The organism is Enterobacter chuandaensis (assembly GCF_003594915.1).
Taxonomy (GTDB): domain Bacteria; phylum Pseudomonadota; class Gammaproteobacteria; order Enterobacterales; family Enterobacteriaceae; genus Enterobacter; species Enterobacter chuandaensis.
This window is the reverse complement of record NZ_QZCS01000007.1, coordinates 132,555-155,704: the sequence shown is the minus strand read 5'-3', so window position 1 is coordinate 155,704 and position 23,150 is coordinate 132,555. Positions and strand designations below refer to the sequence as shown.

17 protein-coding genes are annotated in these 23,150 nt (G+C 55.8%); 13 read left to right on the top strand and 4 right to left on the bottom strand.

All coding sequences use genetic code 11. The features are described from left to right. Window positions 1-46: 46 nt before the first annotated feature. From D5066_RS13455 to queF, 3 genes are all read right to left on the bottom strand, one after another. Window positions 47-1,342 (bottom strand): HAAAP family serine/threonine permease, encoded by a 1,296-nt coding sequence (locus D5066_RS13455; protein WP_080330115.1) that lies wholly within the window; start codon window positions 1,340-1,342, stop codon window positions 47-49. 513 nt (window positions 1,343-1,855) lie between these two features. Beyond that, window positions 1,856-3,220, bottom strand: coding sequence for a nucleotide 5'-monophosphate nucleosidase PpnN (gene ppnN, locus D5066_RS13450; protein ID WP_119916242.1), 1,365 nt, complete (start codon window positions 3,218-3,220; stop codon window positions 1,856-1,858). A 115-nt stretch (window positions 3,221-3,335) separates the two neighbouring features. After that, complete coding sequence (gene queF / locus D5066_RS13445) at window positions 3,336-4,178, bottom strand: NADPH-dependent 7-cyano-7-deazaguanine reductase QueF (protein WP_119916241.1); 843 nt, start codon at window positions 4,176-4,178, stop codon at window positions 3,336-3,338. A gap of 69 nt (window positions 4,179-4,247) precedes the next feature. Between queF and syd the strand changes: the two genes are divergently transcribed. From syd to D5066_RS13400, 8 genes are all read left to right on the top strand, one after another. Next, a complete protein-coding gene (syd, locus tag D5066_RS13440) occupies window positions 4,248-4,793 on the top strand; it encodes a SecY-interacting protein (protein ID WP_119916240.1) in 546 nt (181 codons plus the stop codon). A gap of 630 nt (window positions 4,794-5,423) precedes the next feature. After that, entirely contained in the window at window positions 5,424-5,753 is a 330-nt protein-coding gene (locus D5066_RS13435) for a YqcC family protein (RefSeq protein WP_119916239.1), read from the top strand. Further along, window positions 5,750-6,526, top strand: a complete 777-nt coding sequence (gene truC, locus D5066_RS13430) for a tRNA pseudouridine(65) synthase TruC (protein ID WP_119916238.1) — start codon at window positions 5,750-5,752, stop codon at window positions 6,524-6,526. The genes D5066_RS13435 and truC overlap by 4 nt, the downstream gene beginning before the upstream one ends. A gap of 24 nt (window positions 6,527-6,550) precedes the next feature. Continuing rightward, the gene (locus D5066_RS13425; RefSeq protein WP_119916237.1) at window positions 6,551-7,000 is read left to right on the top strand and encodes a flavodoxin; all 450 of its coding nucleotides are present in this window, start codon (window positions 6,551-6,553) and stop codon (window positions 6,998-7,000) included. A gap of 293 nt (window positions 7,001-7,293) precedes the next feature. After that, window positions 7,294-8,649, top strand: coding sequence for a galactarate/glucarate/glycerate transporter GudP (gudP, locus tag D5066_RS13415; protein WP_080330122.1), 1,356 nt, complete (start codon window positions 7,294-7,296; stop codon window positions 8,647-8,649). Beyond that, complete coding sequence (locus D5066_RS13410) at window positions 8,649-9,989, top strand: enolase C-terminal domain-like protein (RefSeq protein ID WP_119916236.1); 1,341 nt, start codon at window positions 8,649-8,651, stop codon at window positions 9,987-9,989. The genes gudP and D5066_RS13410 overlap by 1 nt, the downstream gene beginning before the upstream one ends. A gap of 15 nt (window positions 9,990-10,004) precedes the next feature. Further along, window positions 10,005-11,342 carry a glucarate dehydratase gene (gene gudD, locus D5066_RS13405; protein ID WP_080330124.1) on the top strand — a complete coding sequence of 446 codons (1,338 nt, stop codon included), beginning with the start codon at window positions 10,005-10,007 and terminating at the stop codon, window positions 11,340-11,342. 77 nt (window positions 11,343-11,419) lie between these two features. Then, complete coding sequence (locus D5066_RS13400; protein ID WP_119916235.1) at window positions 11,420-12,559, top strand: glycerate kinase; 1,140 nt, start codon at window positions 11,420-11,422, stop codon at window positions 12,557-12,559. Between the two features lie 89 nt (window positions 12,560-12,648). Here D5066_RS13400 and barA read toward each other — a convergent pair whose 3' ends face one another. Beyond that, window positions 12,649-15,408 (bottom strand): two-component sensor histidine kinase BarA, encoded by a 2,760-nt coding sequence (gene barA, locus D5066_RS13395; protein WP_080330126.1) that lies wholly within the window; start codon window positions 15,406-15,408, stop codon window positions 12,649-12,651. Window positions 15,409-15,465: 57 nt separating this feature from the next. On the opposite strand from barA, the gene rlmD reads away from it, so the two are divergent. The 5 genes from rlmD (at window position 15,466) to eno (ending at window position 23,146) form a co-directional block, all read left to right on the top strand. Beyond that, complete coding sequence (rlmD, locus tag D5066_RS13390) at window positions 15,466-16,764, top strand: 23S rRNA (uracil(1939)-C(5))-methyltransferase RlmD (RefSeq protein WP_119916234.1); 1,299 nt, start codon at window positions 15,466-15,468, stop codon at window positions 16,762-16,764. Between the two features lie 51 nt (window positions 16,765-16,815). Further along, window positions 16,816-19,047 (top strand): GTP diphosphokinase, encoded by a 2,232-nt coding sequence (gene relA, locus D5066_RS13385; protein ID WP_080330128.1) that lies wholly within the window; start codon window positions 16,816-16,818, stop codon window positions 19,045-19,047. Between the two features lie 66 nt (window positions 19,048-19,113). Further along, window positions 19,114-19,905, top strand: coding sequence for a nucleoside triphosphate pyrophosphohydrolase (gene mazG / locus D5066_RS13380; protein WP_119916233.1), 792 nt, complete (start codon window positions 19,114-19,116; stop codon window positions 19,903-19,905). Window positions 19,906-20,128: 223 nt separating this feature from the next. Further along, the gene (pyrG, locus tag D5066_RS13375; protein ID WP_080330130.1) at window positions 20,129-21,766 is read left to right on the top strand and encodes a glutamine hydrolyzing CTP synthase; all 1,638 of its coding nucleotides are present in this window, start codon (window positions 20,129-20,131) and stop codon (window positions 21,764-21,766) included. 81 nt (window positions 21,767-21,847) lie between these two features. Continuing rightward, window positions 21,848-23,146, top strand: coding sequence for a phosphopyruvate hydratase (gene eno, locus D5066_RS13370; RefSeq protein WP_006811784.1), 1,299 nt, complete (start codon window positions 21,848-21,850; stop codon window positions 23,144-23,146). The last annotated feature ends 4 nt before the right edge of the window (window positions 23,147-23,150 follow it).

Below are 23,150 nucleotides of genomic sequence, written 5' to 3'. Positions count from 1 at the left end.
GTCAGAGAGGGAGGAGTGCGCCGCCCGAAGACGGCGCGGGTGATCGTCAGAACATGGTGTACAGGGAGTAGAAGATCGCAGAGATTGCGATAAGACCCATGATAACTACAAACACGTTGCTGACATGACCGCTGTACTTGCGCATTGCAGGCACTTTCTGAATCGCATACATCGGCATCAGGAACAGAATCATCGCGATGACCGGGCCGCCCAGGGTTTCAATCATACCCAGGATGCTTGGGTTCAGGGTCGCTACCGCCCAGGTGGTGAGCAGCATGAACAGCGCAGTGATTTTGTTCAGCTTGTTGATTTCAATGCTCTTGCCTTTACCGCGCAGAGATTTAATCACCATGCCGTTGAAGCCTTCACGCGCGCCCAGGTAGTGGCCGAGGAAGGATTTGGTGATGGCGATCATCGCGATGATCGGTGCCATCCACGCAATCAGCGGTGCGTTAAAGTGGTTCGCTAGGTAAGACAGAATCGAGATGTTCTGCTCTTTCGCTGCCGCCAGGTCCGCCGGGGAGAGGCTCAGTACGCAGCTGAAGACGAAGAACATAACGGTCAGCACCATCATCACGTGAGCGCGGGCCAGGATGCTGGAGCACTTCTTCTCTGCACCATTACCATACTCTTCGCGTTTCGCCACGGCGAAAGAGGAGATGATTGGGGAGTGGTTGAAGGAGAAGACCATTACCGGGATTGCCAGCCACAGGGTCATCAGCAGACCGTTACCGGTCGCAGACGCGCTGCTCAGGGACAGGGTTTCCAGCGCTGCGCCGTTCCACTGTGGGATCAGGTAGCAGGCCAGCAGCATCAGCGCAGCCACAAACGGGAAGACCAGCACGCTCATGGCTTTAACAATCATCTGCTCGCCGAAGCGCACGATGGTCATCATGCCCACGATCAGGATCAGAGACAGAATGGCACGCGGTGGCGGCGTCATGTGCAGCTGGTGCGTCATGAAGCTTTCAACGGTGTTGGTGATCGCCACGCTGTAAACCAGCAGGATTGGGTAAATCGCAAAGAAGTAGAGCAGGGTAATCAGTTTACCTGCGCCAACGCCGAAATGTTCTTCAACCACTTCGGTGATGTCTTCGCCCGGGTTTTTACCGGAAAGCACGAAGCGGGTCAGACCGCGGTGTGCGAAGAAGGTCATCGGGAAGGCGATGATGGCCATGATGATCAACGGAATCAGACCGCCGACGCCTGCGTTGATAGGAAGGAACAGTACACCAGCGCCGATTGCCGTGCCGTAAAGGCCAAGCATCCACATGGTATCCGTTTTGCGCCAACCACTTCGGGATTCAATCGAAGCAACGGTGCTGGTTTGAGTGGTTTCCATCTGTATCTCCTGGAGGAAGCAAATTGTCAGGTTTCTAGTCAAATCCGATGAAAAAGCGCCTGACGGTAATATGAAATTCGTTCAGTGACGGTTTTTTAATAATTTTCGCCCGTAACTATTGGCGGGCGGAAAGATACATTCTAGTTATGAATCTATCAGTGATCGTGATCCCAAATGCAATAATCCACTTATGATGTGGGCATCTTTAGACCATTTATCTGTTAAAAAAACATCAAAGAGAATTTACGGGCGCGAAGGCTACCACCAACGACATGTGAGCTAAAAGAGCGGCCCGTGAGATAGGTGTCTTTCGCTGTAAAGAAATGGCTTTTTAGGATTTTCTGGCGGGTAATTTAGATTAAGGCTGATAATTTACGGTTGTAAAATCGAAGTAATCGTTTGCGTTAAGGGCGAGATTGCAAAAGACATAAGCAATATCTATGAATTGATTCCGTAAAAAAAAGCCGGGACGCACAACAGCGCGGCCCGGCTTAGAAGGGAAGAAGCGGAGCGTTACGTACAGATTTCGTAGCACGGAATGTAGGCTGAACCTGGAAGCTTCATGCGGTGTTGTGCCACAAAGCCCTGCAGCATGTCGTCCATGCGGCGCATCATCTCCGGGTCGCCGTGGATCTTGTACGGACCATACTGTTCGATTGCGCGGATGCCCATCTCCTTCACGTTCCCCGCCACAATTCCTGAGAAGGCGCGGCGCAGGTCGGCGGCCAGCACTTCCACCGGCTGGTCCGGGTAAAGCTTGAGGTTCGCCATATTTTCATGGGTAGGCTCGAACGGGATCTGCAGGTCAGGCGCAATACGGATTGACCAGTTGAAGCTGTAAGCATCGCCGGTATCACGACGGTTCTCTTTCACCAGCGGCATCGCTTTTTTCATCTGACGCGCCACTTCCGCCGCGTCGTCAATGATAATGCGGTAATGGCGACGCGCGTTCTCCCCCAGCGTATGCACGATAAACTCGTCCAGCACGCGGAAATAGTCGGCGCTCTCTTTCGGCCCGGTAAGGATCAGCGGCAGAACCTGATCTTTGTTGGCCGGGTTCATCAGAATACCCAGCAGATAGAGCAGCTCTTCCGCCGTTCCCACGCCGCCCGGGAAGATGATGATGCCATGAGCGATACGGACAAACGCTTCAAGACGTTTTTCGATATCCGGCATGATAATCAGCTCGTTAACCAGCGGGTTAGGTGGCTCAGCGGCGATGATGGACGGCTCGGTCATGCCGATAAACCGTCCCTCTTTGCAACGCTGCTGCGCGTGACCGACTGCCGCACCTTTCATTGGTGCTTCCATTGCACCCGGACCACAGCCGGTACAGATATTCAGCTCGCGCAGGCCAAGCTGCGTTCCGACCCGACGGGCATAGAGATATTCGGTTTCGTTAATCGAGTGGCCGCCCCAGCAGACGACCATGTTTGGTGCCTCGCCAACGTGCAGAGCGCGGGCGTTACGCAAAATGGAGAACACCAGGTTGGTGATATGAACGGAGCTTTCAAGATCGAGATGCTGGAAGCGGCCTGCATTGTGGATCTGCCCGTTAACAAACAGGATGTCGCGCAGGACGGCAAACAGGTTGGCCTGCAGGGAGCGAATAATGCGCCCGTCGACAAAGGCCTCTTCCGGCGGGTTGATCACTTCCAGTTTCACGCCACGCTCGCGGCGCAGCACGTTGATATCGAAGCTTTCGAAGCGGGACAGCAGTTCTTTACTGTTATCGGTCAGGCTTCCGGAGTTCAGGACGGCAAGTGAACAGTTACGAAACAATTGATAAAGATCGCTGCTGGCCGTGCGTTTAAGCATGTCCACTTCCAGCTGCGACAACATATCCATTGAGCCAAGCGGGCTAATATGTGTAATCAAGTGAGCTCCTTATGGGACGATTATCGTCATTCCCTTTGATTACAATAGCCCTGGCGTGTGACGTTTCACAACCTAAAGCGCGGAAGATACCGCGCATATTGTGAAAATATTTATATTATTGACGCACCAGCCGTCCGGTTGCTGGCACAAAATCGGTGTTGGTGCGCCACGGGTTAATGTCCAGCCCGCCGCGGCGGGTATAGCGCGCGTAAACGCTCAGCGTCTCTGGCTGGCAGAAACGCTGAATATCGTTAAAAATGCGCTCCACGCACTGCTCGTGGAATTCATTGTGATGGCGGAACGACACCAGATAGCGCAGCAGCTTTTCCCGATCGATTTTCGGGCCGCGATACTGGATTTGCACCGAACCCCAGTCCGGCTGGTGGGTGATCAGGCAGTTGGACTTCAGCAGATGGCTGACCAGCGTCTCTTCGACGACCTTTCCGCTCGCCGCGTTTTCGAGGTAATCGGCGCTGAATTCATAATTCTCCACCTCGATGTCCTGATCGTCGATGCAGGTCCCGTGGAAGTGGGCAATCGGCTGCCCCTCCAGCTCGTGCAGGCGATACAGCGAAACGCTCACCTTGCCTTGTGCACAGGCGGTTAAATCGCGCTCCAGCGTCTGCTGAACATCGTCCCAGCTGTTGAATTTGGTCTGGTTAAAGCTGTTGAGATAAAGCTTGAAGCTTTTGGATTCCACCAGATTCTGGCTGGCGTAATCCAGCTCAACGTGGCCGACCGCTACCTGCGGCAGGCCGCGCGCGTTGAGCCACGAGAGTTCATACAGCGTCCAGATATCGCCGCCCACGAACGGCAGCGCGCCCGCGTGCAGGCCCAGCGGATCGCGATTCAGGCTGCGCGGCACACCCTGCAGCAGGCTTGCATCGTAGGTGTCGCGGTAATCGGTCGATTTACCCAGCGTTAAGCCGGTTAACGCCTGATGATTTTCGTAAGACATGTTTCATAGCCACTTTACAGGTACACTTATGGGCTGAGTTTATCCTGTCTTACAAGAAGAGAGAAATCGGTGGACATCGAAACCGCAAATGCCCTTACTTCCTTCACCACCCGTTATTGCGACGCATGGCATGAAAAGCACGGGACATGGCCGCAACGCGCTGATTTATACGGCGTCCCATCGCCATGCATTATTTCTTCAGTTGACGATTACGTTATCTGGCAGCCAAAACCTTTCGGCGGCGAGCAGAATGTAAATGCGGTTGAACGGGCAATGGACATTGTGGTACAACCAGCGGTTCATGCGTTTTATACCACGCAGCTGGCAGGGGATATGCCTGCGCGCTTTGCTGATATGACGCTGACGCTGTTGCAGACCTGGAGTGAAGACGATCTGCAGCGAGTTCAGGAAAACCTCATTGGTCATCTGGTCACGCAAAAGCGCCTTAAGCTTTCTCCGACGCTCTTTATCGCCACGCTGGACAGCGAACTGGATGTGATATCCGTCTGCAACCTGTCCGGAGAAGTGATTAAAGAGACTCTCGGCACCCGCAATCGCGAGATTCTCGCCCCCTCCCTTGCGGATTTCCTTACCCGACTTGAGCCACTTCTGTAATCCATGATGCTATGGCGCGTGTGAGAGATCTCTTACACAGTTTGTGAGAGATCGCTGGAACATTCAGTATTGCCTCATTTAATTGAGATTAATATCACTCTGTTTTTCAATGAATTAGTTGTTCATCGCCTTTTATTGGGGGATTTCTTACGGCTTACAGTGCTCGCAGGGTGGGTTGTAAGACGAAGCGGAATAGCGGATTCTATCTCCGTCGACAGGAGGCCGACACGAGAAACGAACATCAGGATGATGGCGTTTCTTACTCAGGACACGTCAGGATGGCGCTGCAGGAAGGCTTCAGGATGAAGCAAAAGGATAACGCAGGATGCGTAAGGGACACCTCCAGGAAGGAGAACGAGAGCCGGTCAGGATGGTCGGTGGGTCAGGAAGGCCAGGACGTTTCAGGATGAAACAAACACGTCAGGAAGATGTGTGCAGGATGCAAAAGGTAGACGGATGACCAGGCCTTCGGGCATCAGGAAAAGTTGTCACGGATGAGCAGGGAGCACGAATTGTAGCTGGAATGCTGCGAAACGAACCGGGAGCACTGTTTTTACAGTGCTCCCTTTTTTATTTCTGCCTTCCGCAATGCTATGCTGCGCGCCGTTCACTTTTTCAGTTGGAGTTACTATGACGCAACACGATAGCGTTCGTGCTCAGTTGCACGCCATCGAAGCCCTTTTGCGCCAGCATCAGCTGTGGCAGGAGACCGCGCCGAAGCCGGAAGCGTTCGCCAGTACCCAGCCATTCTGTCTGGACACGCTGGCACCGTTCGAGTGGCTCCAGTGGGTATTAATTCCGCGCATGCACGCCCTGCTGGAAGGGGGGCACCCGCTGCCGCAGGCGTTTGCTGTCTCTCCCTATTATGAAATGGCGCTTGAGGCGACGCACCCTGCGCGCGATGTGATGTTGGTTGAGCTGGAAAAACTGGACGCGCTGTTTGCTGGTGAAGATGCATGACGCTTGAGATCCTCTATCAGGACGAGTGGCTGGTGGCGGTGAATAAACCGTCTGGCTGGCTGGTGCACCGCAGTTGGCTGGATCGTGATGAGAAAGTGGTGGTGATGCAAACCGTGCGCGACCAGATTGGTCAGCATGTGTTTACCGCGCACCGCCTCGACAGACCGACTTCCGGCGTGCTGCTGATGGGGCTTTCCAGCGAAGCTGGCCGCTTGCTGGCGCAGCAATTCGAGCAGCATCAAATCCAGAAGCGCTACCACGCGATCGTCCGTGGCTGGCTGACCGAATCCGCCACACTGGACTATCCGCTGGTGGAAGAGCTGGACAAAATTGCCGACAAATTTGCCCGCGATGATAAAGGCCCGCAGCCCGCGGTGACGGATTATCGCGGTATGGCGACCACGGAAATGCCGGTGGCAACCAGCAAATTTCCCACCACGCGCTATAGCCTTGTTGAGCTTTTGCCTAAAACCGGGCGTAAACACCAGCTGCGCCGCCACCTTGCACACCTGCGCCACCCGATTATTGGCGACAGCAAGCACGGCGATCTGCGCCAGAACCGCAGCGCGGCAGAGCACTTCGGCTGTAACCGGCTGATGCTGCACGCCAGCGAACTTAGTCTGAATCATCCTTTTACCGGTGAATTTCTGACTATCCGTGCGGGGCTGGACGACGTCTGGATGCAGGCGCTGTCACAGTTTGGCTGGCTGGGACAACTCCCCGAAAATGAAAGGGTTGAGTTTGTAACAGGCAACGTTCAGGATGAACAGTAAGCGCATTCATTATGGGAAAATATCATGGCTGAAGTAGGCATTTTTGTCGGCACGATGTACGGCAATTCGCTGCTGGTAGCGGAAGAGGCTGAGGCGATTTTGGCAAGCCAGGGTCATAAAGCCACGGTTTATGAAGACCCGGAGCTGGCGGACTGGGAAAAGTATAAAGATAAATACATTCTGGTGGTGACCTCCACCACCGGGCAGGGCGATCTCCCGGACAGCATCATGCCGCTGTTCCTGGGCATTAAAGACCAGCTTGGCTACCAGCCAGACGTTCACTACGGCATCATTGCCCTGGGCGATAGCTCTTATGCCAACTTCTGCGGCGGCGGTAAGCAGTTTGATGCGCTGTTGCAGGAACAGAGCGCCCAGCGCGTCGGCGAGATGCTGCTGATTGATGCGGGTGAGCATCCTGAACCCGAGAGCGAGTCGAACCCGTGGGTTGAACACTGGGCAACGCTTCTTAAATAGTTTCGTAGGCCGGGTAAGGCGTAGCCGCCGCCCGGCAACAAAGCCGCATCCAATCCTCAATTCCGTGAAGTATCTTCCAATACTTTGGGCTTATGCCCCAAACCACGTTCCCCACCCCCTTCAATGTTGTGTTTTTGCACGGTGAGAGAACGCGTCACTCCTTCATATACTTTTCCGGTCACTATAAAACGGCTTCAGGCCGTACCAAAACGACAAAACTAATCTCATTCTGATTACCCTACCGGTGCTGTACAGAATGAACCAGGCGAAAGCTATGTTTCAGGAGTGCAACAATGAGTACATTAAGCCACGCAGCGAGCAGCGCTGAGAAGCGCACCAATGCCCGCTACTGGATAGTGGTGATGCTGTTTATCGTCACATCCTTTAACTATGGTGACCGCGCCACGCTGTCGATTGCCGGTTCAGAAATGGCAAAAGATATCGGCCTTGATCCGGTGGGCATGGGTTACGTTTTCTCTGCATTCTCATGGGCCTACGTCATCGGGCAAATTCCTGGCGGCTGGCTGCTGGACCGCTTTGGCTCTAAACGCGTCTATTTCTGGTCCATTTTTATCTGGTCTGCTTTTACCCTTTTGCAGGGCTTCGTCGATATCTTCAACGGTTTTGGCATCATCGTGGCGCTCTTTACGCTGCGCTTCCTGGTGGGCCTGGCGGAAGCACCTTCCTTCCCGGGTAACAGCCGCATTGTCGCGGCCTGGTTCCCGGCGCAGGAGAGGGGAACGGCGGTGGCGATTTTTAACTCTGCACAGTACTTTGCAACGGTCATCTTCGCGCCAATCATGGGCTGGCTGACGCATGAGGTGGGCTGGTCGCACGTCTTCTTCTTCATGGGCGGGCTTGGGATCGTCATCAGCTTTATCTGGCTGAAAGTGATCCACGAACCAAACCAACACCCCGGCGTGAACAAAAAAGAGCTTGAGTACATTGCCGAGGGCGGGGCGCTGATCAATATGGATCAGAAGTCCGAGAAAGCAAAAGTTCCGTTCAGCCAGAAATGGGCTCAGATCAAACAGCTCGTTGGCTCACGCATGATGATCGGTATCTATCTCGGCCAGTACTGTATCAACGCCTTAACCTACTTCTTTATCACGTGGTTCCCGGTGTACCTGGTGCAGGCGCGCGGCATGTCGATCCTGAAAGCGGGGTTTGTCGCATCGGTCCCGGCAATCTGCGGCTTCATCGGCGGCGTGCTTGGCGGGGTCATTTCCGACTGGCTGATGCGCCGTACGGGTTCGCTGAATATCGCGCGTAAAACGCCGATTGTGCTCGGCATGCTGCTCTCCATGACCATGGTGTTCTGTAACTACGTCAGCGCCGAGTGGATGATTATCGGCTTTATGGCGATGGCCTTCTTTGGCAAAGGCATTGGCGCGCTGGGCTGGGCGGTAATGGCGGACACGGCACCAAAAGAGATCAGCGGCCTGAGTGGCGGTCTGTTCAATATGTTCGGCAACGTTTCAGGAATTGTTACGCCTATCGCTATCGGCTACATCGTCGGCACCACCGGCTCCTTTAACGGTGCGCTGATTTATGTCGGGGTACATGCGCTGGTGGCGGTGCTGAGCTACCTGGTGCTGGTGGGCGATATCAAGCGCGTCGAACTTAAACCTGTTGTGGAGCGCGGATAATGACAACGCAATCAAGCCCCGTCGTCACGGAAATGAAAGTTATCCCGGTGGCCGGTCAGGACAGCATGCTGCTCAATATCGGCGGCGCGCACAACGCCTGGTTTACCCGCAATATTGTGGTGCTGACCGATAGCGCAGGCAATACCGGGGTGGGTGAAGCTCCTGGCGGAGAGGTGATCTACCAGACGCTGGTTGATGCCATTCCGCAGGTGGTGGGTCAGGAAGTGGCACGTCTGAACAAGGTGGTTCAGCGGGTGCATAAGGGTAATCAGTCTGCTGATTTTGATACGTTTGGAAAAGGTGCCTGGACGTTTGAACTGCGCGTCAACGCCGTTGCTGCCCTGGAGGCGGCTCTGCTGGACCTGCTCGGTAAAGCCCTGAATGTGCCTGTCTGCGAGCTGCTGGGGCCGGGTAAACAGCGTGAGGCGGTCACCGTGCTGGGCTATCTGTTCTACGTTGGCGATCGCAATAAAACCGATCTCCCGTATCTGGCTCACACACCGGGCGCTCACGACTGGTATCAGCTGCGCCACCAGGAGGCGCTGTCCAGCGAGACGGTTGTGCGCCTGGCGGAAGCCGCGCAGGATCGCTACGGCTTTAAGGATTTCAAGCTTAAAGGCGGCGTACTGCCCGGCGAGCAGGAGATTGAAACGGCCCGGATGCTGAAAAAACGCTTCCCGGAGGCGCGCATCACCGTTGACCCGAACGGCGCATGGCTGCTGGATGAGGCGATTAGCCTGTGTAAAGATCTCGGAGACGTGCTGACCTACGCGGAAGACCCGTGCGGCGCCGAGCAGGGCTTCTCTGGCCGCGAGGTGATGGCCGAATTCCGCCGCGCTACCGGGCTACCGGTTGCGACCAATATGATCGCCACCAACTGGCGCGAGATGGGCCACGCGGTGATGCTGAACGCCGTCGATATTCCGCTGGCAGACCCGCATTTCTGGACGCTCTCCGGCGCGGTGCGCGTGGCGCAGCTGTGCAATGACTGGGGCCTGACCTGGGGCTGCCACTCCAATAACCATTTCGATATCTCGCTGGCGATGTTTACCCACGTTGGCGCGGCGGCGCCGGGTAACCCGACCGCCATCGACACCCACTGGATTTGGCAGGAAGGCGAAGCCCGCCTGACGAAAAATCCGCTGGAGATCAAAAACGGCAACATTGCCGTACCGGATGCGCCGGGGCTGGGCGTGGAGCTTGACTGGGATCAGATCCATAAAGCGCATGAGGCGTATAAAAAGCTACCTGGCGGCGCGCGTAACGACGCGGGCCCGATGCAGTACCTTATCCCCGGCTGGACATTTGACCGTAAGCGCCCTGTTTTTGGACGTCACTGATAAAAGGATTACACGATGAGTACTTTTACGACCCCTGTCGTCACCTCCATGCAAATCATTCCGGTCGCGGGTCATGACAGCATGCTGATGAACCTGAGCGGCGCGCATGCGCCGTTCTTTACCCGCAATATCGTCATTATCAAAGACAATTCCGGCCATACCGGCGTGGGTGAAATTCCGGGCGGGGAGAAGATCCGCAAAACGCTGGAAGATGCTATTCCGCTGGTGGTGGGCAAAACGCTGGGTGAGTACAAAAATATCCTCAACACCGTGCGCAGCACCTTCGCCGATCGCGATGCGGCTGGCCGGGGTCTGCAAACTTTCGACTTGCGCACCACTATCCACGTGGTCACCGGCATTGAAGCCGCGATGCTCGATCTGCTGGGCCAGCACCTGGGCGTGAACGTTGCGTCGCTGCTGGGCGAGGGACAGCAGCGCACGGAAGTGGAAATGCTGGGCTACCTGTTCTTTGTCGGCAACCGCAAACTGACGCCGCTGCCGTACCAGAGCCAGCCGGATGAATCATGCGACTGGTATCGTATTCGTCACGATGAAGCCATGAATCCGGATGCGGTGGTGCGCCTGGCGGAAGCCGCGTACGAAAAATATGGCTTTAACGATTTCAAACTGAAAGGCGGCGTGCTGGCGGGAGAAGAAGAGGCCGAAGCCATTACCGCGCTGGCAAAACGTTTCCCGCAGGCGCGCGTCACGCTGGATCCAAACGGCGCGTGGTCGCTTGATGAGGCGATCAAAATTGGTAAGCAGCTCAAGGGCGTACTGGCCTACGCCGAAGATCCATGCGGGGCAGAGCAAGGTTTCTCCGGTCGTGAAGTCATGGCCGAATTCCGTCGTGCAACAGGGCTGCCGACAGCGACGAATATGATCGCCACCGACTGGCGTCAGATGGGACATACCTTATCCCTCCAGTCCGTGGACATTCCGCTGGCGGATCCGCACTTCTGGACGATGCAGGGATCGGTTCGCGTGGCGCAAATGTGCCACGAATTTGGCCTGACCTGGGGCTCACACTCTAACAACCACTTCGACGTGTCGCTGGCGATGTTCACGCACGTTGCCGCTGCTGCGCCGGGCACGATTACTGCAATCGACACGCACTGGATCTGGCAGGAGGGGAACCAGCGCCTCACTAAAGAGCCGTTTGAGATCAAAGGCGGCATGGTGCAGGTGCCGTCCACGCCGGGGCTGGGCGTTGAGCTGGATATGGATCGGGTAATGAAAGCACACGAGCTGTATCAGAAACACGGTCTGGGCGCGCGCGACGACGCGATGGCAATGCAGTATCTGATCCCCGACTGGACATTCGACAATAAACGTCCGTGCATGGTACGATAAACGCATTGGAACCGCTCCCATGAGCGGTTCTCTACGTGGTGTATGCTTAACGTAACGACTATGCGTAAGGATGGCTTATGAAAATTGTTATCGCACCGGACTCGTATAAGGAAAGTTTGAGTGCGCTTGAGGTTGCGACAGCGATAGAGCGTGGTTTCCGTGAGATTTTTCCCGAGGCGGAGTACGTCAAACTGCCGGTCGCAGATGGTGGTGAAGGTACGGTTGAGGCGATGATTGCGGCAACCCGCGGGCGAATTGTGCATGTCCCGGTGACCGGTCCCCTCGGCGAGCGCGTGGACGGGTTTTATGGGATATCCGGTGACGAGCAAAGCGCCTTTATCGAAATGGCGGCGGCAAGCGGTCTGGAGCTGGTTGCACCTTCGCAGCGTGACCCCCTGAAAACCACTTCGTGGGGCACCGGTGAACTTATCCGCCACGCGCTGGATGCGGGCGTTAAGCATATCATCATCGGTATCGGCGGCAGCGCCACCAATGACGGCGGCGCCGGTATGGTGCAGGCGCTGGGTGCGAAGCTGCTGGATGCCAGTGAACAGCCGCTGAAGCAGGGCGGGGGCGAGCTGGGAAAACTTGCGCGTATTGACCTGAGCGAGCTGGACACGCGGCTGGCGGAGTGCCGGATTGAAGTCGCCTGTGATGTGACGAATCCGCTCACCGGCAAGGATGGCGCGTCAGCCGTCTTTGGCCCGCAAAAGGGCGCTACACCCGAGATGATCGTCACCCTGGACAACGCGCTTGCACAGTATGCGCGGATCATTGCCCGGGATCTGGATATCGATGTGCTGAACCTCGCTGGCGGCGGCGCGGCGGGGGGAATGGGAGCGGCGCTATACGCCTTCTGCGGCGCGCAGCTGCGCCAGGGCATTGAGATCGTGACCGATGCGCTTCGCCTGGCCGATCAGGTGGCCGATGCGGATCTGGTGATCACGGGGGAAGGTCGCATCGACAGTCAGACGATCCACGGTAAAGTGCCGGTGGGGGTGGCGAAAGTGGCGAAACGCTTTAACAAACCCGTTATCGGCATTGCGGGTAGCCTGACGGCGGATGTTGGTGTGGTACACGATCACGGCTTAGACGCGGTGTTTAGCGTGATCTACACCATCTGCTCGCTGGAGGACGCACTGGAAAATGCCAGCGCGAATGTACAGATGGCCGCAAGGAATATCGCGGCGGTGCTGAAAGTAGGGCAGGCATTTTAACCGTGATTGCCGGGTGGTGGCTTCGCCTTACCCGGCCTACGTTAGCGCACCTGTAGGCCCGGTAAGCGTAGCGCCACCGGGCTTTTACCTCAGCTCCCCAACACCTTCATCGCTTCCCGCGTCACGTTATCCATCTCATCCAGCAGCTCCAGGAACTCCGGTTCAAGCTCCGATTCTGGCGTACCCGCGCGCAGCTGCTGTTCCAGCAGCTGGCAGAGATTTTTCAGCCGCGGTACGCCGCTGTAGCCGCAGCTGCCGTGCAGCTTGTGGATAGCGTCCACCAGGTCTTCCGGATTCTCGCCCACCAGCTGCTCTTCCACCTTATTACGAATTTCCGGCAGAAATGCGACCAGCATCTGCAGCATGTCACGGGCTAAATCGGCTTTACCAGCCGCCTGGCGCAGCGCAAGCTGCCAGTCAAAGGTCGCGTTCTGATTGACGCTGAGCTCAACCGGCTCGCTGGACACCGTGTACGTCCCGCCAATATGCCCCGGCTTATAGCGTAACAGCAGGTTATGAAGCTTCTCTTCGTCGATTGGCTTCGCCAGATAATCATTCATCCCGGCGCTCAGCAGCTTCTCTTTCTGACCGGCCATTGCATGCGCGGTGACTGCAATCACCGGAGTTTGCTGCTGATGCGGAAGCTGGTGGATCAGCTCGCAGGCACGAATGCCGTCCATGCCTGGCATCTGAATATCCATCAGGATTAGATCGAACTGCATCTGCTTAGCCTGTTCCACCGCCTGCGCACCGCTGGTGCACAGCTCCACATGCTGAACCTGGTCTTCAAGCAACGCGCCAATAAGCTTCAGGTTTGCCGGATTATCGTCCACCGCCATCACGCTCATCGGCAGTTTTTGCTCATCGTTAACCAGCGGCAGGGCATGCTGGCTCAGCAGGCAAAACTCGGTGAGCGCGGGCAGGAGACGGGTTGCCGTGAGCGGTTTCAGCAGACACGCGGCCGCTCCGTCATTCTTCAATTCCTCCGCATTGAGCTGGGCATGGCAGGGCAGCGCCAGCAGCAGATAGTCCGTCATCGACGCGGCTTTCGCCAGGCGCTCCTGCTGCATAGTCAGTTCTCCAGTGAAGGTAACCGGGATCCCCATCAGCAAAATGTCATAGTGCTCAACGGCAAGCGCAGAGAAGGTTGGGCTGTAGACCACCTCCAGCGGCGTGGTACTTAAGATATCCAGCGCGCACTGTGCCGCCGCCGCGTTAGGCTCGACGTAGGCCAGGCGCTTACCTTTCAGACAGTCCGTCACCGGGCCGTCGGTCAGCACGTTTGGATTGAGGTCGAGGTTAATATGGAACCAGAAGGTTGAGCCGCGGTTTGGCTGGCTGTGGAAAGAGATATCACCGCCCATCTCGTTTACCAGCCTTTGCGTGATCACCAGCCCCAGGCCGGTACCGCCATGACGGCGGGAAATGCTGGCATCCGCCTGGCGGAAGGCCTGGAACAGACGCGACTGATCCCGCTCCGGAATGCCGATGCCGGTATCGCGGATCTGAACCTCAATCTGTACCTTGTTATTACTGATCGCGCGTTTTTCTACCAGAATGTCGATATTGCCGCTTTCGGTGAATTTAATCGCATTCCCGACAAGGTTGGTTATGACCTGCTGCAGGCGCAGCGGATCGCCAATGACGTTATCCGGCACGTCGTTTTTAATGTTGAGCGTCAGCTCAAGGCCTTTATCGTGCGACGAATGCGCGAGCAGCGTCACCACCTCATCAAGCGTACTGCGCAGCGGGAAGGGAATGCTCTCCAGGATCAGCTTGCCAGCCTCCAGCTTGGAGAAGTCCAGCACGTCGTTAATGATCGCCAGCAGGTTGTTGGCCGAGCGTTCAATGGTGTGCAGGTGATCGCGCTGGGTCGGGTTAAGCTCGCTTTTGAGCGTCAGGCGGGTGAAGCCGATCACGCCATTGAGCGGCGTACGCAGCTCGTGCGACATATTGGCCAGGAATTCCGACTTAATACGCGCCGCCTCCTGCGCGCGCTTTTTCGCCAGATCCAGCTCAACGTTCTGGATCTCCATCTGCTCCAGCGTTTCGCGCAGGTCAGAGGTGGCCTGGTCAACGTTATGCTGCATCTCTTCATGGTACGCCGCCAGCGACATCGCCATCGAGTTGATGCCGTTCTTCAGCATATCCAGCTCGCCCAGCATAAACCCTTCCACCCGGCTGTCGAGCTGTCCGCGGCGGATGCGGTCAACCGTGTTAACCATATTGCGGATGGGGCCCGTCACGTCGCGCATCAGACGCCAGCCGAAGATCAGTGCGATACCAATGCAGAACAGCATCATCACGCCAGAGATGAAGATTTCTTTGTACTGCTGGAGCCGGACCGACTTGAGATCCAGCTCCAGCGCCACATATCCCAGCATGTTATCGCTGGATTTAGCGTCGGATTGCGCAGACTCATCCGGTGAATAGCTTTCCGACACGATCGGCGTGCGCAGGATCATGATATCGCCGCGCCGCAAGACGGTGAGATGGCGAGGGAAGGGCGTACCGTCCGGGATCTTCAGAGCCGCCGGGTCGAGATGAAAATTCGAGGTGACAAACAGGCGGTTATGTTCGTCGTAGACGGAAATGGCGCGGACGATATCCGAGTGGCGTCGGTGGAGTACGCTGATCAACTGCCCAATGGATTCGCGGTTTTGCAGGTTCATTCCGTACTCGCTGGAGACGGCGAGCGGTTCGATGATGCTGGCGCCTGCATCCTCAAGCTGCCGCTGCAAATCGTTATAGCGGTGCACCACAAAGAAGATACTCAGCAGCAAACCGATGAGAACGGTGGGGGCGAGGATCAAAATCATCATGCGCGCGCGCAGGCTGTAGTTGGTCATGGCGTTCCGTTATGGGACAATTAAGAGAATTATGTTTATGTGAGAAAAATCTCGGCGATGGCGCAATTCTACTCTGCAAAGCGACGCGTGACGACGCGTCAAATCATTACTGTTGAAGCCACGGACCTCGATCCTTTTGGTCAGGGAGTGGCTCGTCACAATGGTAAGACTCTGTTTATAACAGGTTTGCTGCCAGGAGAACGAGCAGAAATTACGCTGACGGAAGACAAACGTCAGTACGCGCGCGGGCAGGTGAAGCGTCGCCTCAACGATAGCCCGGAGCGCGTGGAACCCCGCTGTCCACATTTTGGCGTGTGCGGAGGCTGCCAGCAACAGCATGTGAGCACAGAATTACAGCAAAAAAGTAAAAGCCGGGCGCTGGCGCGTCTCATCAAACACGAAGCTGACGAGATTATCGCCGATGAGCCCTGGGGATATCGCCGCCGCGCGCGCCTGAGCCTGAGCTATCAGCCCAAAACGGAGCGGCTGGAGATGGGTTTTCGCAAAGCGGCCTCCAGCGATATTGTTGATGTAAAGCAGTGCCCCATTTTGGTGCCCCAGATTGAAGCATTGCTTCCGGACGTGCACCGCTGTCTTGCATCGCTGGATGGGGTGCGCGCATTGGGCCATGTTGAACTGGTGCTGGCAAACAACGGCCCGCTGATGGTGCTGCGCCACACCGCACCGCTGTCGAAGAAAGATCGCGAAAAACTGGAACGCTTTTCGCATTCTCATGAGCTTGCGCTTTTCCTCGCGCCGCAAAGCGAGATACTTGAGCAGGTAACGGGTGAAGCCCCCTGGTATGCGTCAGACGGGCTACGCTTAACGTTCAGCCCGCGGGATTTCATTCAGGTGAATGATGGCGTTAACCAGCAGATGGTTGAGAAAGCGCTGACGTGGCTTGACGTAAAGCCCACTGACCGGGTACTCGATCTGTTCTGCGGCATGGGCAATTTTACCCTGCCGCTGGCGCGCAGAGCCGCAAGCGTGGTCGGTGTGGAAGGCGTTGAGGCGCTGGTAGCCAAAGGCCAGGAGAACGCCCAACAGAACGGCTTGCAAAATGTGACGTTCTTTCATCAAAATCTTGAGGAAGATGTCACCCGGCAGCCGTGGGCAAAGCAGGGCTTTGACAAAATCCTTCTCGACCCGGCGCGTGCAGGCGCACCGGGCGTGATGCAGCATATTATTAAACTCGCGCCTGAGCGTGTGGTCTATGTTTCCTGTAACCCGGCAACGCTTGCCCGGGACAGTGAGGCATTAATCAGCGCGGGTTACCAGATTCGGCGTCTGGCAATGCTGGACATGTTCCCGCACACTGGACACCTGGAATCGATGGTGTTGTTCGAGCACATCTAATTTGTTTGGCTTGTCGACTTCGACAGGCCCTGGTCCCTAAAGGAGAGGACAATGGTTGCGGTAAGAAGTGCACATCTCAATAAAGCTGGGGAATTTGACCCACAAAAATGGATCGCAAGTCTGGGAATTTCCAGCCAGCAGTCGTGTGAACGCTTAACCGAAACCTGGGCCTATTGTCTGCGCACCACGCAGGGGCATCCGGATGCCGATCTCCTTCTGTGGCGCGGCGTTGAGATGGTTGAAATCCTGTCCATGCTGAACATGGACATCGAAACGCTGCAGGCCGCGCTGCTGTTCCCTCTCGCGGATGCGGACGTGGTCAGCGAAGATGTGCTGCGCGACAGCGTCGGGAAATCCGTCGTTGCGCTGATCCACGGCGTGCGCGATATGGCGGCTATCCGCCAGCTCAAAGCCGCGCATACCGATTCCGTCTCCTCTGAGCAGGTTGATAACGTTCGCCGGATGCTGCTGGCCATGGTGGATGATTTCCGCTGCGTGGTCATCAAGCTTGCCGAGCGTATCGCCCACCTGCGTGAAGTGAAGGATGCGCCGGAAGACGAGCGCGTGCTGGCCGCCAAAGAGTGTACGAACATCTATGCGCCGCTGGCGAACCGCTTAGGGATTGGTCAACTGAAATGGGAGCTGGAAGATTATTGCTTCCGCTACCTGCATCCGGCGGAATATAAACGTATTGCCAAACTCCTGCATGAACGCCGTATCGATCGCGAGCACTACATCGACGAGTTTGTCGGTGGCCTGCGTCAGGCGATGAAAGAAGAGAACGTGCGTGCTGAAGTCTACGGCCGTCCGAAACACATCTACAGCATCTGGCGCAAAATGCAGAAGAAACATCTCGCCTTTGACGAGCTGTTTGACGTGCGCGCCGTGCGTATTGTTGCGGAGAGGCTCCAGGACTGCTACGCCGCGCTCGGGATAGTACACACGCACTTCCGCCACCTGCCGGATGAGTTCGATGACTACGTCGCGAACCCCAAACCAAACGGCTACCAGTCTATTCATACCGTGGTGCTTGGCCCCGGTGGCAAAACCGTCGAGATCCAGATCCGCACTAAACAGATGCATGAAGACGCCGAGCTGGGCGTGGCCGCGCACTGGAAGTACAAAGAAGGCACCTCCGGCGGGGCACGCTCCGGCCATGAAGACCGCATCGCCTGGCTGCGCAAGCTGATTGCGTGGCAGGAAGAGATGGCCGATTCCGGCGAAATGCTTGACGAGGTGCGCAGCCAGGTCTTTGACGATCGCGTCTACGTCTTTACCCCGAAAGGGGACGTTGTCGACCTGCCGGCTGGCTCCACGCCGCTCGATTTTGCCTACCACATCCACAGTGACGTGGGGCACCGCTGCATCGGGGCGAAAATTGGCGGGCGTATCGTGCCGTTCACCTATCAACTGCAGATGGGTGACCAGATTGAAATCATCACCCAGAAGCAGCCCAACCCGAGCCGCGACTGGCTTAACCCTAACCTGGGTTACGTCACCACCAGCCGTGGGCGCTCCAAAATTCACGCCTGGTTCCGCAAGCAGGATCGTGACAAAAACATTCTTGCCGGTCGCCAGATCCTTGACGACGAGCTGGAGCACATCGGCATCAGCCTGAAAGAGGCCGAGAAATTCCTGCTGCCGCGCTACAACTTCAACGAGCTGGACGAGCTGTTAGCGGCCATTGGCGGCGGCGACATCCGTCTCAATCAGATGGTGAACTTCCTGCAGGCGCAGTTCAACAAGCCTAGCGCGGAAGAGCAGGACGCGGCGGCGCTGAAGCAGTTGCAGCAGAAAACCTATGCGCCGCAGCAGCGCAGCAAAGACAATGGCCGCGTGGTGGTTGAAGGGGTAGGTAATCTGATGCACCACATCGCCCGCTGCTGCCAGCCGATTCCGGGGGACGACATCGTCGGCTTTATCACCCAGGGACGCGGGATTTCCATCCACCGGTCGGACTGCGATCAGCTTGCTGAGCTGCAGTCTCATGCGCCGGAACGTATTGTGGAAGCGGTCTGGGGGGAAAGCTACTCCGCCGGCTACTCGCTGGTGGTACGCGTCACCGCCAACGATCGCAGCGGCCTGCTGCGCGACATCACGACCATTCTTGCCAACGAGAAGGTCAACGTGCTGGGCGTCGCCAGCCGCAGCGATACCCGTGAGCAGCTTGCCACCATCGATATGACCATCGAAATCTACAACCTGCAGGTGCTGGGCCGCGTGCTGGGCAAACTGAACCAGGTGCCGGATGTGATTGACGCGCGTCGTCTGCACGGCGGTTAAATACACTCTTCTGTAGGCCGGGTAAGGCATAAGCCGCCACCCGGCATTTTTTTTCAGGACATAACCATGACTCAAATCGACCGCCTGCTCGGCATCATGAAACGCCTGCGCGACCCGGAAAACGGCTGTCCGTGGGACAAAGAGCAGACTTTCGCGACCATCGCACCTTATACCCTCGAAGAGACCTATGAGGTGCTCGACGCTATTTCCCGCGAAGATTTTGACGACCTGCGCGGTGAACTCGGCGATCTGCTGTTCCAGGTGGTGTTCTACGCCCAGATGGCGCAGGAGGAAGGGCGCTTTAACTTTGACGATATCTGCGCCGCCATCAGCGACAAACTGGAGCGCCGCCACCCGCATATCTTTGGCGATGCCACCGCAGGGAACAGCGCAGAGGTGCTGGCCCGCTGGGAACAGATTAAAAGCGCAGAGCGCGCAGAAAAGTCCCAGCACTCGGCGCTGGACGACATCCCGCTGAGCCTGCCCGCGCTGATGCGCGCCCATAAAATCCAGAAACGCTGCTCAGCCGTCGGTTTTGACTGGACCTCCCTGGGCCCGGTGCTGGATAAAGTGCATGAAGAGATCGATGAAGTGATGCACGAAGCGCAGCAGGCGGTTGTGGATGAAGCAAAGCTGGAGGAAGAGATGGGCGATCTGCTGTTCGCCACCGTCAACCTTTCTCGCCATTTAGGGGTAAAAGCGGAAACCGCCCTGCAAAAAGCCAACCTGAAATTCGAACGTCGCTTTCGTGAAGTCGAACGGATTGTGGCCTCGCGCGGCCTGGAAATGAGCGGTATAGACCTCGATGCGATGGAAGAAGTCTGGCAGGAAGTAAAACGCCAGGAACATGATCTCTAACGGAATTTTGCGATCAAGCGCAATTTGTGTGATTTTTTAAATGACAAGCGCTTGATTTGCGTCAAAAACATTTACCCAAAAGGGGCTATTTTCTCACTCCTTATGTTTGTCATGGCCTGGAATGGAGACGGAGAATGAAAGTTTGTGGCGCTCGCCGTGTTCGGGTATACTACTTTCCCGTCCTGGTTATTCCATCGTTTCACCCTAACTTCTCAGGTTCAGCATGACAACGAACTATATTTTTGTGACCGGCGGGGTCGTATCCTCTCTGGGTAAAGGCATTGCCGCAGCCTCCCTCGCAGCCATTCTTGAAGCCCGTGGCCTCAATGTGACCATGATGAAACTGGATCCGTACATCAACGTCGATCCTGGCACCATGAGCCCAACCCAACACGGGGAAGTGTTCGTTACTGAAGACGGCGCTGAAACCGATCTGGATCTTGGCCACTACGAGCGTTTCATTCGTACCAAAATGACCCGTCGTAACAACTTTACGACTGGCCGCATCTATTCTGACGTGCTGCGTAAAGAGCGCCGTGGTGATTACCTGGGCGCGACCGTGCAGGTTATCCCACACATCACTAACGCCATTAAAGAGCGTGTCCTTGCCGGTGGCGAAGGGCATGACGTGGTGCTGGTTGAAATCGGCGGTACCGTGGGTGATATCGAATCCCTGCCGTTCCTCGAAGCGATTCGTCAGCTGGCGGTAGACATTGGTCGCGAACACGCGCTGTTCATGCACCTGACGCTGGTACCTTACATGGCGGCAGCAGGTGAAGTGAAAACCAAACCGACCCAGCACTCCGTTAAAGAGCTGCTCTCTATCGGTATTCAGCCTGACATCCTGGTTTGCCGTTCCGATCGCGCCATTCCGGCGAACGAACGTGCGAAAATTGCATTGTTCTGTAACGTGCCTGAAAAAGCCGTTATTTCAATGAAAGATGTCGATTCCATTTATAAAATCCCGGGCCTGTTGAAATCACAGGGTCTGGACGATTATATTTGTAAACGATTCAGCTTGAACTGTCCGGAAGCTAACCTGTCTGAATGGGAACAGGTTATTTACGAAGAAGCGAACCCGGCGGGCGAAGTGACTATCGGTATGGTCGGCAAGTACATCGAACTGCCGGACGCCTATAAGTCCGTTATCGAAGCGCTGAAGCATGGTGGTCTGAAGAACCGCGTCTCCGTGAACATCAAGCTGATTGATTCGCAGGATGTAGAAACACGTGGCGTTGAGATTCTGAAAGATCTGGATGCTATCCTCATCCCTGGCGGTTTCGGCTACCGTGGTGTTGAAGGCAAGATCGCCACTGCACGCTATGCGCGTGAAAACAATATTCCATACCTCGGCATCTGCCTGGGTATGCAGGTTGCGCTGATCGAATTTGCGCGCAACGTAGCGGGAATGGAAAACGCGAACTCTACGGAATTTGTGCCAGACTGTAAGTACCCTGTAGTGGCGCTGATTACGGAATGGCGTGACGAAGACGGTAACGTCGAAGTCCGTACCGAGAAGAGCGATCTGGGTGGCACTATGCGTCTTGGCGCACAGGCCTGCCAGCTGTCCGACGATAGCGTGGTTCGCCAGCTGTACGGCGAGCCGGTCATCACCGAGCGTCATCGTCACCGCTATGAAGTCAACAACATGTTGTTGAAACAAATTGAAGCTGCGGGCCTGCGTGTTGCGGGTCGCTCCGGGGATGATCAGTTAGTCGAGATCATTGAAGTGCCAAACCATCCGTGGTTTGTTGCCTGCCAGTTCCACCCGGAATTTACTTCAACGCCGCGTGATGGACATCCGCTGTTTGCAGGCTTTGTGAAAGCCGCCAGCGAGTACCAGAAGCGTCAGGCGAAGTAAAAAAGTTAGAACGGCAACGCGTACCTTTGGTACGCGTTGTTTGTCTGGAGTTTTAGTTTAACTTGTACTGAGGAAAATCTAATGTCCAAAATCGTTAAAGTCATCGGTCGTGAAATCATCGACTCCCGTGGTAACCCGACCGTTGAAGCCGAAGTTCATCTGGAAGGTGGTTTCGTCGGTATGGCAGCTGCTCCATCAGGGGCTTCTACGGGTTCCCGCGAAGCGCTGGAACTGCGTGATGGCGACAAATCCCGTTTCATGGGCAAAGGCGTACTGAAAGCGGTTGGCGCTGTTAACGGTCCTATTGCTCAGGCTATCGTTGGCAAAGATGCCAAAGATCAGGCTGGCATCGACAAGATCATGATCGATCTGGACGGTACTGAAAACAAATCTAACTTCGGTGCGAACGCAATCCTGGCCGTTTCCCTGGCGAACGCCAAAGCGGCAGCTGCTGCTAAAGGTATGCCTCTGTTCGAGCACATCGCTGAACTGAACGGCACCCCAGGCAAATACTCTATGCCTGTACCAATGATGAACATCATCAACGGTGGTGAGCACGCTGACAACAACGTTGATATTCAGGAATTCATGATTCAGCCAGTTGGCGCGAAAACCCTGAAAGAAGCGGTTCGTATGGGTTCTGAAGTGTTCCACAACCTGGCTAAAGTTCTGAAAGCTAAAGGTATGAACACTGCTGTTGGTGACGAAGGTGGCTACGCGCCAAACCTGGGTTCTAACGCAGAAGCACTGGCTGTTATCGCTGAAGCGGTTAAAGCAGCAGGCTACGAGCTGGGCAAAGACATCACCCTGGCGATGGACTGTGCAGCATCTGAATTCTACAAAGACGGTAAATACGTTCTGGCTGGCGAAGGCAACAAAGCGTTCACCTCCGAAGAGTTTACTCACTTCCTGGAAGACCTGACCAAACAGTACCCAATCGTTTCTATCGAAGACGGTCTGGACGAGTCTGACTGGGATGGTTTCGCATACCAGACTAAAGTACTGGGCGACAAAATCCAGCTGGTTGGTGACGATCTGTTCGTAACCAACACCAAGATCCTGAAAGAAGGCATCGAGAAAGGCATCGTTAACTCCATCCTGATCAAATTCAACCAGATCGGTTCTCTGACCGAAACTCTGGCTGCGATCAAAATGGCGAAAGACGCTGGCTACACCGCTGTTATCTCTCACCGTTCTGGCGAAACTGAAGACGCTACCATCGCTGACCTGGCTGTTGGTACCGCTGCTGGCCAGATCAAAACCGGTTCTATGAGCCGTTCTGACCGTGTTGCTAAATACAACCAGCTGATTCGTATCGAAGAAGCGCTGGGCGAAAAAGCACCTTACAACGGTCGTAAAGAGATCAAAGGCCAGGCATAATTGC

Bases quoted from the DNA above. Each gene is read 5' to 3' on its own strand.
- D5066_RS13425 (WP_119916237.1), top strand. From the start codon at position 6,551: ATGGCTGAAGTAGGCATTTTTGTCGGCACGATGTACGGCAATTCGCTG.
- relA (WP_080330128.1), top strand. From the start codon at position 16,816: ATGGTTGCGGTAAGAAGTGCACATCTCAATAAAGCTGGGGAATTTGAC.
- barA (WP_080330126.1), bottom strand. From the start codon at position 15,408: ATGACCAACTACAGCCTGCGCGCGCGCATGATGATTTTGATCCTCGCC.
- mazG (WP_119916233.1), top strand. From the start codon at position 19,114: ATGACTCAAATCGACCGCCTGCTCGGCATCATGAAACGCCTGCGCGAC.
- gudP (WP_080330122.1), top strand. From the start codon at position 7,294: ATGAGTACATTAAGCCACGCAGCGAGCAGCGCTGAGAAGCGCACCAAT.
- pyrG (WP_080330130.1), top strand. From the start codon at position 20,129: ATGACAACGAACTATATTTTTGTGACCGGCGGGGTCGTATCCTCTCTG.
- queF (WP_119916241.1), bottom strand. From the start codon at position 4,178: ATGTCTTACGAAAATCATCAGGCGTTAACCGGCTTAACGCTGGGTAAA.
- D5066_RS13400 (WP_119916235.1), top strand. From the start codon at position 11,420: ATGAAAATTGTTATCGCACCGGACTCGTATAAGGAAAGTTTGAGTGCG.
- truC (WP_119916238.1), top strand. From the start codon at position 5,750: ATGACGCTTGAGATCCTCTATCAGGACGAGTGGCTGGTGGCGGTGAAT.
- eno (WP_006811784.1), top strand. From the start codon at position 21,848: ATGTCCAAAATCGTTAAAGTCATCGGTCGTGAAATCATCGACTCCCGT.
- rlmD (WP_119916234.1), top strand. From the start codon at position 15,466: ATGGCGCAATTCTACTCTGCAAAGCGACGCGTGACGACGCGTCAAATC.
- D5066_RS13455 (WP_080330115.1), bottom strand. From the start codon at position 1,342: ATGGAAACCACTCAAACCAGCACCGTTGCTTCGATTGAATCCCGAAGT.
- D5066_RS13435 (WP_119916239.1), top strand. From the start codon at position 5,424: ATGACGCAACACGATAGCGTTCGTGCTCAGTTGCACGCCATCGAAGCC.
- gudD (WP_080330124.1), top strand. From the start codon at position 10,005: ATGAGTACTTTTACGACCCCTGTCGTCACCTCCATGCAAATCATTCCG.
- D5066_RS13410 (WP_119916236.1), top strand. From the start codon at position 8,649: ATGACAACGCAATCAAGCCCCGTCGTCACGGAAATGAAAGTTATCCCG.